The organism is Cohnella mopanensis (assembly GCF_022352055.1).
Taxonomy (GTDB): domain Bacteria; phylum Bacillota; class Bacilli; order Paenibacillales; family Paenibacillaceae; genus Cohnella; species Cohnella mopanensis.
This window is the reverse complement of record NZ_JAKRWM010000004.1, coordinates 636,456-648,696: the sequence shown is the minus strand read 5'-3', so window position 1 is coordinate 648,696 and position 12,241 is coordinate 636,456. Positions and strand designations below refer to the sequence as shown.

The 12,241-nt window shown below is 50.2% G+C and carries 8 protein-coding genes; 1 reads left to right on the top strand and 7 read right to left on the bottom strand.

The window, feature by feature from the left end:
• Nucleotides 1–202: 202 nt before the first annotated feature.
• Nucleotides 203–622 (top strand): DUF4395 domain-containing protein, encoded by a 420-nt coding sequence (locus L3D05_RS10235; protein ID WP_239615931.1) that lies wholly within the window; start codon nucleotides 203–205, stop codon nucleotides 620–622.
• 58 nt (nucleotides 623–680) lie between these two features.
• Here L3D05_RS10235 and L3D05_RS10230 read toward each other — a convergent pair whose 3' ends face one another.
• From L3D05_RS10230 to L3D05_RS10200, 7 genes are all read right to left on the bottom strand, one after another.
• On the bottom strand, nucleotides 681–3,224 hold the full coding sequence (locus L3D05_RS10230; protein ID WP_239615930.1) for an outer membrane protein assembly factor BamB family protein: 2,544 nt from the start codon (nucleotides 3,222–3,224) through the stop codon (nucleotides 681–683).
• 333 nt (nucleotides 3,225–3,557) lie between these two features.
• A complete protein-coding gene (ligA, locus tag L3D05_RS10225; RefSeq protein WP_239615929.1) occupies nucleotides 3,558–5,588 on the bottom strand; it encodes an NAD-dependent DNA ligase LigA in 2,031 nt (676 codons plus the stop codon).
• A gap of 24 nt (nucleotides 5,589–5,612) precedes the next feature.
• On the bottom strand, nucleotides 5,613–8,006 hold the full coding sequence (gene pcrA / locus L3D05_RS10220; protein ID WP_239615928.1) for a DNA helicase PcrA: 2,394 nt from the start codon (nucleotides 8,004–8,006) through the stop codon (nucleotides 5,613–5,615).
• Entirely contained in the window at nucleotides 7,996–8,715 is a 720-nt protein-coding gene (gene pcrB, locus L3D05_RS10215) for a heptaprenylglyceryl phosphate synthase (RefSeq protein WP_239615927.1), read from the bottom strand. Before pcrB ends, pcrA begins: the two co-directional genes overlap by 11 nt.
• Nucleotides 8,716–9,061: 346 nt before the next feature.
• The gene (locus L3D05_RS10210) at nucleotides 9,062–9,889 is read right to left on the bottom strand and encodes a hypothetical protein (protein WP_239615926.1); all 828 of its coding nucleotides are present in this window, start codon (nucleotides 9,887–9,889) and stop codon (nucleotides 9,062–9,064) included.
• A gap of 8 nt (nucleotides 9,890–9,897) precedes the next feature.
• Nucleotides 9,898–10,773, bottom strand: coding sequence for a UTP--glucose-1-phosphate uridylyltransferase GalU (galU, locus tag L3D05_RS10205; protein ID WP_239615925.1), 876 nt, complete (start codon nucleotides 10,771–10,773; stop codon nucleotides 9,898–9,900).
• A gap of 22 nt (nucleotides 10,774–10,795) precedes the next feature.
• Nucleotides 10,796–12,151, bottom strand: a complete 1,356-nt coding sequence (locus L3D05_RS10200) for a UDP-glucose dehydrogenase family protein (RefSeq protein WP_239615924.1) — start codon at nucleotides 12,149–12,151, stop codon at nucleotides 10,796–10,798.
• Nucleotides 12,152–12,241: the final 90 nt, after the last annotated feature.

The window sequence follows — 12,241 nt, the reverse complement described above, 5'->3', positions numbered from 1 at the left end:
ACAATTTGTTTCGTATTTCGTTGTCGTCCGCGCTAACGGCGACTTGAATAATATATCACAGCTGACAAACCAATTGCAACACTTTTTATACTGGAAATTTAATGCAGCTAATCTAACCGAAATATCATATACCTATTGCCCTTACTTCTGTTATGCTATACATTAAATACAAGTAAACATATCAACATTGAGGTGATTATAAATGAAGGAAGTTCCGATGCGCTACGTGAAAGCCAATCAGACAGGAATCGTCCTATCGGTCATTCTCTCTTTCATCTTCCATCAGCCCTGGGTACTGGCGGCACTATGGGTTATACAAGTCGCGGGCATCCTGTCCGATGGCCGTTACAATCTATTCGTGATCATAGCGAAGCTTGTTCTTAAAAATAAGGGAGAAGAAACGCAAGCGGTTGAACTTCAACGTTTCAATAATACGTTGGCTATTCTCTTCCTTACCCTAGCGTTAGTCTCGTTCACCTTCGGATGGCAGATTGCCGCTTACGCCTTCTCCGCCATGTTGCTTCTGGCAGCGAGCGCCGCGTTGCTCGGTTATTGCATCGGATGTACCGTTTACTTCTGGATCAAACAAATTCGCGCAGGTAGACGGATTTGGCGCACTTAATCAAATCATTACAATAATAGAAGGAGCGAATCCACACGGATTCGCTCCTTCGTCGTTTCTACCGCATCCTTCCAAAATACCCGTTCGAAGAACCAACGTATAGCTTACCGTCCAGTACGGTCAACACTCCGTATATCTGATCATTAGGCGTAACCTCATGATACCCTATCCTTACGTCATGAAGGCGATTTTCCACTCGTCCCGTCTCGCCATCTACTATATAGACGTCTGGAACCCCCTCAACGAGAAGCTCATTTCGATATAGCTCCATCATCCCTCTCACCGCAAACTCGGTTTCCCAAATGATTTTCCCATCGGATAAGTTTACCGCTCTCGGCTTCCCATCTAAACAATAGAACAACCGTCCATTACGCAACAAGCCTCGATCAGCTTTACCCTTAACCGACCAAACGGCTTTACCTGATCTAAGATCTATTAATGAAGTTGAAATATCTTGGCTATCATATAATTTCTCTCCGTCAAGCGCCTGCTGTCTAAACATGTAGCGATCGTTAATCCCATCATAGTGAGTGCCGTACTCGTAAGTAATAGGTAATTCGAGCTTTGATCGACCTGATTTTGCATCTACCAAAATAAGCCGATCATCGGATCTCGTCCAATAACCCGTCAATTCATTCTGCGGAAATCGATTGTCTACGGTGAGAAGATTATCCGATGCAAGATACGTCGTTCGCTCCTTAAGCTCCCACTTGATCCCCCCGGTCTGCGGATCTAATGCCGTAATTCGGGAATCGATTAACATTTGGTTACCCGTTTGAATCGCTATAACAGGTAACTGGCTATTCTGCTCAACCAATCGCGCGGAGCCTTCAATCTTCTTATTCCACAGTAGGCGCCCGCTACGAATGTCACGTGCTTCAAGGCGAGTTGTTGCTTGATCCTCCCCGATTTTCTGTACATAGGCCAGAACGGCAACTTTGCCCGATACCGAATAGCTTTGATCGTCTATGGCGCTGTCTACCTTAAAAGTTTTACCCCATAGCTTATTTCCCGTTCTGGTGTCTATAGCCAGCAACTCATAACGGGAGCTATCCACTTCATTCTCGAACATTCGATAAAAGACAATGGCATTATTCTCGGGTGAAAAAGCGTATAGATGCATCCCGTATCCGAAATCGTATTTCCATACTTCTTTCCCCGTGTCACGATTCAATCCATATAGGTGCGATGCTTCGTGAAAACCGCTAAAGCCATTATCTTCTCCAGCCACAAGAAGGGTATTGCCCGCTTCGCGTATTAAATAGTTATAAGGCAATTCGGTTTTCGTTCTCCAGTCGTAGGTGACCTTAGCGGAGGCAACCACCGGCACATCCTTATCCGCAATCGATAGAATTCGAGCAGGTTGCTCAAAGTTATATTGGTTCCCGTTGCCGAAGTTAATCTCTCCGCTTCGATCCCGATAACGGTAGTTCAACAACGTTTGCTGATCGGACCAAGTCAGAACGAGCTCGGAAGTAGCATTCTCGTATCTCCACACTTGCAATGTTTTCAACTTCCCGGGTTGTTCGATATTGTCCGACCGTTCGATAAATTGCGGTTTACCCAGTATTCGCTCGATACGACGAGCCGTTGCGCCAAGGACAATCTCTGATCGGACTACGGCGGCCACTGAATCGGAGGAAATCATCTTGTAAGCATATATAGGAAGCCAAGCCTTTCCCGAAGATGACGCTTGATCTTTCCTTATCCACATTAATCCAGCATTAGAGCGATGATCACTGGTCGATGCAGTAGCGGTAACTCCATACCAATCTCCAAAACTGCGAAAAGCATATACGGTCTCGTTTTTCTGGATCGGCATAACGGCCAATTGCGAACCGGGATACCAATAAGCTTGACCATCCTGATTCACCGTCAACTCAAGCGGTTCGATATCTTGAACATCTGCCGCTTCTTTCGTTAAATACCATATCGGAATCCACGACCGAACCCCATCGTCATCTATCTCGGCGAACGTTTCGTTAATTGCCGTTACGGTAACCGGCCTGCTAGGCACGGCCAAATACGATAATATCGGCATCGAAGAACTTAGCATGTCGTAACCGGCCGCGCTTTCTGCAACCGATAGCTCCTGACCTACGCGGATGCCATATTTCGCAGCTAGGAGATTATCCTCGGATGAGGAGGACGCTAGCGCGCCTACGCTTGGGATATAGCTTCTTCTATTCCCTTGTTCATCCTGATCATAGAAAACCGCATATAACAAACGTTGATCCTGTGACCAAAATAATTGCATAGATGTCTTGTCGCCCTCTGAGTAAGTCCACAGTTCAACCGGCACCCAATCCGAATGCAAATAAAGAGATGAAGCTTGGACTTCATAAGAATGTCCAAAAACGTTATCAACCTCTTCCTTGGTCATATCCATCGACAATGCCGTTTTCACATTCTTATAGGTCATAGCCGCAAGAGTAGGGGACGGTGATGGAATCGGCGTAGCTGTCGGTGATGGCGTTCTAATCTCTATGTTCGATTTGTCGGGTTCCGCTTGATTGTTATCACTGTTAGAACATCCATTCAGAATAGCAAAAACAAGCAGCCCTACTCCCCATCGTCTAACTCGCGCTGGAAATCCGTCCATTAAGCAAACCTCCGCCTTATGATTCTTCTGACAAATTAGACGACCAAGGCTTTTAATTAGTTTCAATAATTATCCATATTGATTGCATCGGCACTACATAACACTTCACTTATATTAAATTATAATTATATAAAAATACATGAATATATCATGGCGGAAAATGAGACGAGACGCGGGTTTGCAGGCCGATATCGAGCATTCGAATGGAGTTATTGCAGGGGATTTGTAGAGGTAGTGGATGAATGTAGATGGAGATAGGAGTACTCGGCTCCGTTATGAATAAGGCCGTCCCGCAAGCCATTGTTATGGTTTACGGGACGGCCTCTAAGTTAGTTATTCATTCGCACCGCCAAGCAGGCGTACCAATTCCGCTTCGTCTTCCAATACTGGAACGCCAAGATCGCGAGCTTTGGTCAGCTTGCTACCCGCGCTTTCACCGGCGATAACAAGATCCGTTTTCTTGGACACGCTTCCCGACACTTTAGCACCCAACGCTTCCAGCTTTTTCGCGGCTTCATCGCGCGTCATGACGGTTAAAGTTCCGGTCAATACGACGGTTTTGCCGAAAAGAGGATGACTCGCATCCGCTGCAGCCGCTGCAGGAGCAGCTGCTTCTGCTTTCACGCCGTATGCGCGCATACGGGCAATGCTTTCCTGCGCCAGAGGATCGTGGAAGAAGCTATAGATACTCTCGGCAACAATGCCGCCGACATCGGGCAACCCAACAAGCTCCTCGGCTTCGGCAGCCATGAGACGATCCAAATCCCCGAAGTGATCCGCTAGCATTTTCGTCGTTGCCTTACCCGTGTTCGGAATGCCTAATGCATTAAGGAAGGAGGCAAGCCCTCGCGATTTGGATTTCTCCAGAGCCGCTAATAAATTGGTCGCTTTCTTCTCTCCGAAACGCTGAAGCTTAACCAAATCATCAAAGCTAAGACCATATAGATCGGCCGGCTCTCGAACGTTTAATTCGTCGTAAAGCTGCTCGGCGGTTTTCCCGCTGAAAGTCTCGATATCCATGCAATCGCGCGAAGCGAAGTGGGTAATCCGTCCGATGATCTGCGGCTTGCAGCCGAGACGATTATTGCAGAACAGGTGCGCCCCTCTCATTTCTAGAGGAGAACCGCATCCAGGGCAGACCGTCGGAACTTCGATCGTTCCGCCTTCTTCGTCATCTGCCTTGCCTAGAATTTCGGGAATCACGTCGTTGGAACGACGAATGAATACCCTCGTTCCCAATGCATGGGACAAGTTCTTGCGTTCGATATCCCCAATGTTATTAAGGGTGCAATTCTGAACCGTTACTCCAGCCAGCTCAACCGCTTCAACGCGCGCGAGCGGAGTAACTTTCCCCGTTCTGCCAAGCTCCCAAGATACCGATTCAAGAACTGTCGTCGTTTCTTCAGCTTCGAATTTGAACGCCACGGCCCAACGCGGGAATTTGTCCGTATAGCCGAGAGCTTCACGGGTTCTCATATCGGTCAGCTTAATAACTGCACCGTCGATGAGGTAGTCCAATTGTCCGCGCCGCTCCACGATCACGTCCAACTCCGCAATCAGATCCTCGATGTTGGAGAAGTAGGCAATGTAAGGATTAACCGGAAATTTGTTATCCCGCAAGAACGCCATCATCTCGCGATGATTGTCGAAGGATACCCCCTCGGCATAACCTACGTTATAGAAGAAAGCATCCAGCCTGCGGGAAGCCGTAACCTTAGGATCCAGGTTGCGAAGCGCTCCTGCCGCTCCATTACGAGCGTTCTTAAGCGGCTCAGCCGCTGTCTTGTTATATTCTTCGAGCACGGATAAGCGCATGAAGCCTTCGCCCTGAACCTCGATCGTCCCCTCGTCGAAACCGATCGTCAGCGGAACGGTACGGATCGTGCGAACTTGGGCAAGAATTCCTTCCCCGACTTCGCCATTGCCCCTAGTAGCCGATTGCGCAAGCCCGCCATCGCTGTAGGTCAAGTTCAGCGATAAGCCATCGAACTTCAACTCTAATACGTACTCCGCAGGAGGCAATTGTTGCTCTGGGTTCTTGGCATTGTAATCGGCAATCAAGCGATTAGCGCGAGCTGCCCACGCGTTCAAATCCTCGATATTTTGCGCCTTGTCCAAGCTCCATAACCGGGACAGGTGACGATGGGGCTCAAAACCCTTAAGAATATCCCCGCCAACCCTACGCGTAGGAGAGTCGGGCAATATCGTTCCGCTCTCCGCTTCCAGACGATTCAATTCATCGTAAAGAACGTCGTATTCTTTATCGCTGATCGTCGGATTATCTTCCGTATAATATCGATGGCTATGCGCGTTGAGTTCGACGACGAGTTTCCGCATCCGCTCCAGCAATTCCGTTTGAGCCATACTGGCTTAACCTCACTTTAATTCTTATATTTTGGTCACCGGGGCAAATGCGGCTAGCAGTCTCTTAACACCCGTCGGCGCAGGAAAAGCAATCTGCAGCTCGGCATCGTTGCCCGTTCCCTTGACGGAAACGACTGTGCCGACGCCCCATTTCGCATGCTGGACCTTATCTCCCGCAACAATCGCCATCCCGTCTCCAACCGGTTTGGCAGCGGAAGGCGTTTGCGGTCTTATTACCGGGCTGCCGCTACTACCGCTGTTGCCGCCATTCGTCGGCGAGATCGTCGGACGAGCGCCAAAGCTCGAAGGCGGGTAACCTCCCGTACTTGCCGAAGATGCGCGCGATCCATATCCCCCGCTACCGCCGCCTCCGCCCAATCGGGAGCCATATCCGCCGTAAGAACCGGAACGGCCTCCGCCTGCAGGCTCGACCGCTTCTTTCAGATCGCTTGGAATCTCCTCCAAGAATCGCGATGGCGCGTTCGTACTTGTACGTCCGTAGAGCAATCTCATACGCGCACAGGTCAGATAAAGTTTCTTCTCCGCCCTCGTAATCCCAACATATGCGAGCCTGCGCTCTTCTTCCATCTCCTCGTTGTCCATGAAAGATCGGCTGCTTGGGAACAAGCCTTCTTCCATCCCGACGATGAACACGACGGGAAATTCCAACCCCTTGGCGCTATGCATCGTCATGAGAATGACCGCATCACCGGCGTCTTCATCATCGTCGTCCATGGAGTCGATGTCCGCGACCAAAGCCAATTCCGTCAAGAATGAGACCAACGACTTATCTTCATTGCGTTTCTCGAACTCTTGCGTAACCGACAAGAACTCTTCGATATTCTCAAGCCGGGATTTGGATTCCAAAGTATTTTCGCGTTGTAGCTCCAGCCGGTATTCCGTAAGCTCGAGAAGCTTCTCCGTTAATTCCGTTACGGACAGGAACTCGACCATTGAGCTTAAATTACGGATGAGGTCACGGAACTCGGACAAGGCCGACTTCGCGCGGTTTTGGATGTCCAAATGATATAATCCATCTCCGAGCAGTCCGTCTCCTTCGTTCAGTAGACGAAGCATGGAAACGCCCTTACGGGTTGCTTCTTCCTGCACCTTCGCCATCGTCGTATCGCCTAGACCGCGCTTCGGCACGTTAACAACCCGATTAAGACTGTTATCGTCATCTGGATTGGATATTAATCTTAAATAGGAAAGAATGTCTTTAATCTCTTTGCGATCGTAGAACTTGATTCCGCCGACGATCTGATACGGAATTTCCGACTTGATCAGAATTTCCTCCACGACCCGGGATTGCGCGTTCGTCCGATACAAGATAGCATGATCGCTATAACGGCGGGCATTCTGACGGTTCTTGCGAATTTCCCCGGCGATGAAGTATCCCTCTTCATGCTCCGAATCGCCTTGGTACACCGTTATTTTGTCTCCGCCAGTCTGATCCGTCCATAGATTTTTGGCTTTGCGTCCCATGTTGTTCTTAATAACCGCGTTAGCGGCATCCAGAATGGTCGAGGTCGAACGGTAGTTCTGCTCGAGCAAGATGCTCTGCGCTTCCGGGTAATCGGCTTCGAAATTAAGAATGTTCGTTATATCCGCCCCGCGCCAACGGTAGATCGATTGGTCGCTGTCCCCTACCACGCAGATGTTGTGATGCTTCTCCGCCAACATTTTGCACAACGTATATTGCGCTTTGTTCGTATCCTGATATTCATCCACATGGATGTATTTGAATTTGTTCTGATAGAAGTCCAGCACTTCCGGAACGTCCTTGAACAACTGAATCGTCAGCAGAAGCAGATCGTCGAAATCGAGCGAGTTGTTGGCCTTAAGCCTCTTCTGGTATTGCGTGTAAACTTTAGCCACGATCGATTCGAAGTAATCCCCTTGCCTCTGATCGTACTGCGCGGGAGACAGAAGCTCGTTCTTCGCCCCGCTAATGGAAGCCTGCACCGCTTTAGGCTCGATTTTCTTAACGTCGATGTTATTGTCCTTCATGACATTACGAATAACCGATAGTTGGTCGGTAGAGTCTAAAATACTGAAATTAGAGCCGAAACCGATTCTTTCGATGTCCTTGCGCAGAATACGAACGCACATCGAGTGAAAGGTGCTTACCCAAATGTCTCTGCCTGACGGACCAATCAGCTTAGATACCCGTTCCTGCATCTCGCGAGCCGCTTTGTTCGTGAACGTGATCGCCAGAATGCTCCAAGGTGCGGCTAACCGCTTGGAGATCAAGTAAGCGATACGATGTGTGAGCACACGCGTCTTGCCGCTTCCCGCACCGGCCATAATCAGCAATGGCCCCTTCGTCGAGATGGCCGCTTCTTTCTGCTTCGGATTCAGTCTATTAATGGAATCGTCGATATCAATCGCATTCGTGTTATCCCGTTCAAAAAACATGCTCTTGCTCCTTTATCGAGAGGTTAACAGCGCTAACCGTTGCCAGCGCCGCATCCAGATTTTCATATATGATGTTGCCTACCACGACCGTATCCGCATGAAGCGCGGCTTGCGCCGCCCGTTCGGCACTGTTGATTCCCCCGCCATAGAACAGATGAGCCTGCTTGAGATTAGATTTAATCCGCTTAAGCAGCTCCATATCGCCGAAAGTCCCGCTATACTCCACGTACAATACCGGGACGTTCCAAAGCCTGTCCGCTACTTGGCTATAAGCGACCGCTTCGTTGGCAGAGAGGGACGCATCCGCTCCGGTCAGTCTTGCGACGGTAGAATCCGGGTTCAGGACCAGATACGCTTCGCCCGCGATTAAATCCCATGGGAGCAAATGTCCGAAATCGCGTAGAGCTTCGGCATGACGGCCGATTAGCCACTCCGACTGCTTTGTATTCAGCACGCTCGGGATAAAATACCCATCGAAACCAGGTACCCCGCACGAAGCATCGGATAGCTCGAACGCGCAAGGCACCTCGTATCTGCGAATGCGCGACATGAGATCCACCGTATTATCGAAAGTAACCCCGCTGGATCCTCCGACCAGAATCGCATCCGTTCCGGAAGTGCAGATCGCATCCAAAGTCTCGTCATCGATCGGCCTGTCGGGGTCTAGCTTAAACACATGTTTCCAATTGCTATAAAATGAGGGGAGCATATAGCCTCCATTAATCTTCTATGATTTATTTACTTTCTAGTCTACAGGAATTCTGTAGTTCTTCCAAGAAGGAATGAGCTGGATAGATAGGGGACAGCTCGGTTTTAGCTGGCGCGAGCGGTGTAAGACCGGTTTCCGGTCTTGCAAGTACTTCGCGCGCCGGGCGCGGCGGTGTAAGACCGGTTTCCGGTCTAGCAAGTACTTCGCGCGCCGGGCGCGGCGATGTAAGACCGGTTTCCGGTCTTGCAAGTACTTCGCGCGCCGGGTGCGGCGGTGTAAGACCGGTTTCCGGTCTTGCAGGCGCTTCGAGCGCCGGGCACGGCCGCGGCGGACGCAAAACACTCTACTACATCATGTACATTTTCGCCTTATCCTCCAACTCATAGAAATGAACTCGAACCCTCTCATCCGATAGGGGTCTAATCAAGTTTTTCTCCCTCATTTGCCGCAGCAAGATTAAACTAGACGTTTTGCCGAGCTGTAGGCAGTAACCGACATCCGTTAGCCCGAACGGACGATTTAAGCGAAGTGCATATCGGATAAGTTCCCTCTCGTATACAGGCAACACGTACTGATCCTTCTTCCCGATGCCCCCGTGCTTCCCCAAAATCCCATACAACGTTCGTCGGCACACTTCGGGTTTTTTATCTACATCATCTCTAGTGAAGGGTATGAACGGATAATCATGCTGCGCGAAGGTTCTTATTCGCATTTTCTCGAAGTCGAACCTATCCCGGGTAATCATTTCTGCATGGACGACGAAGCCCTCGCTCTCGATGATTGCTTGAATCGGTTTGTAGAAAAAGTCGCCATAAATTCGCACTCCGGTCAAGCTTACCATCTCATACTCCATCTCAATCCCCTCGAAAGAACCGATTACCGGCCATAGAACCTCCTTCAGAAGCTGCATTTCTCCCGATAAATTTTTACTTAACATCTCTAACCTCCTTCCATTTGCCGTACGCTTCTGTTCATTGAAATACTCTTCAAACTGCTTATCGAACATGTACATCGCCTCCTCTAGAGAAAATAAAAACGCCACCTGCTCCCCTAAGGAGACAAGCGGCGTGTGCTTCACGCTTTGGTCTATAACACTACTACTGCGAGGGTGCGTGATTACATCGAACAGGAGGGTGATCTTAGGCGATTCCTCACGGTCCAATTGTTCGCTCATTGTCCGAATCAGCGCCCCAGCTTCTCTTCCAAGTAAGCGCGCACTTCATCCTTTAAATCTGGGCGCTCCAAGGCAAAGTCGATGATCGTTTTGAGATAGCCGAGCTTCTCCCCGGTGTCGTAACGCTTCCCTTCGAACATATATGCGAAAACAGACTCATCCCGCATCAAACGATATATCGCGTCGGTTAATTGAATTTCTCCGCCTGCGCCGATGTCTTGCGTTTCCAATATATCGAAGATAGCTGGCGTTAAAATATATCTGCCTATAATAGCCACATTAGAAGGTGCTCTGCCGATCGCAGGTTTCTCCACGACGCCCCGCACTTTCAAGATCCGATCTCCGTTTCCGCCAATCGGATCAGGGTCCACGATTCCGTATCGAGATACTTCATTGTCCGGCACTTGTTTGACCGCGAGCACGGATCCTTGAACTTCGTCATAGACGTCCATCATTTGCTTGAGACAAGGAACATCCGATTGGATGATATCGTCCCCAAGCAGGACGGCGAACGGCTCATTGCCAATGAACTTGCGAGCGCACCAAATCGCGTGACCAAGCCCGCGAGGCTCCTTCTGGCGAATATAATGAATATCGATCAGGTCGGATGGCTTCTGAACCTCCGATAGGAGATCGAGCTTCCCCTTGTGGAGCAAACTTTGCTCCAATTCGTAAGAGCTGTCGAAATGATCCTCGATGGCGCGTTTGCCCTTACCCGTGACGATGAGAATATCCTCAATCCCGGCGGCGACCGCTTCCTCGACAATGTATTGAATGCCGGGCTTGTCGATAATAGGAAGCATTTCCTTAGGCATAGCTTTCGTAGCCGGCAGGAACCGGGTTCCCATTCCTGCTGCTGGGATGATCGCTTTGCGAATTCTCATGTACTGGCATCCTCTCTAGACTTTACGGTATAAGCTCACCGGCTTTCCGAGCAGACTCCTTCGGTACGGCTGGCAAACGTCCAACCCCGATGCAGACAACGCCTTGCGCATTTAGCGCGTGAGCATCAAGGGCATTTCTTCCATCCATAATTATAGGGCGATTCATCCAATTTTTAAAGTCGTCCGCTTTAATCTGACGAAACTCACGCCATTCCGTGACAAGAATCGCCGCATCCACGCCCTTCAAAGCTTCCTCCGCCGAGTCACATATCGTCACCGTAGAAGGCAGCGCTTTACGTGCGGAGCGATTAGCCGCCGGGTCGTATGCCGTGATCGTGATTCCCGGATGACGACGGTTCAACTCGGCAATGAGCCGCAAGGAAGGAGCTTCGCGAATATCATCGGTGCCCGGCTTAAAAGCAAGCCCCAGCAGAGCCACTTTGCGACGGGCGGGATCCGATAGTGCTGCTTCCAGCTTACGAATCATCCGCAGCGGAAGCATCGCATTCGCCCGAACGGCAGCTTCGACAAGCGTCTGAGGCGCACCCGCTTCATCCGCCATCCTAACAAGCGTTCGCGTGTCTTTCGGTAGGCAAGAGCCGCCGAATCCCATGCCAGCCGCCAGAAAGTGAGGCCCGATTCGCGGATCAAGTCCTAGCGAATTAGCGATGGAAGGATAATCTGCACCGGTTTGCTCGGCAAGTGCGGCTATCTCATTGGCGAACGAGATTTTAACGGCAAGATAAGCGTTCGCCGCAAGCTTGGCAAGTTCCGCGCTGCGACGGTCCGTCGACATAATCGGGCCTGGCAGCCGCTGATGTAGCTGCGTTAGCTTCTCTGCGGCTTCGACAGTCTCGCTTCCGATGACAATCCGCGAAGGCTCGAAGAAATCTCTCACGGCGCTGCCTTCCCTCATGAATTCGGGAAGTGAAACGACTTCAACTCGGCAACGCTCCGGCAATCGGCCATTGATCCGTGCTTCGGCACGTTCAGCAGTGCCGACCGGGACGGTGCTCTTAATCGCGATAATCCGTCTTGAATCGGATACCGGGCAAGCTTCAAATTGATCAAGGACAGACCAAAGCGCGGCTAACGACATTTCCCCCAAGTCATTGGCCGGAGTGCCGACCGCCAGGAATACGAGCTCCGCCTCCTGAAGAAGCTTCGAAGGATCATGTCCGAAACTGAGCCTACCCGCCGATACATTGCGTTTAATTAAATCTTCCAGCCCAGGCTCATGATAGGGAATCATTCCGTGAGATAATTGGGCGATTTTAGCCGTATCGATGTCAACGCAAACGACAGAATGCCCTAAATCAGCGAATCCCGCACCCGTAACCAGCCCTACGACTCCCGCCCCTACGACTGCCATTTTCATAGACCGTGCCCTCCTTCTATATGGATCGCTCACTAACCGCGATTATGCTTCGTTCCGATTGTAGCATCGGAATGAAAACAAACATCCGCG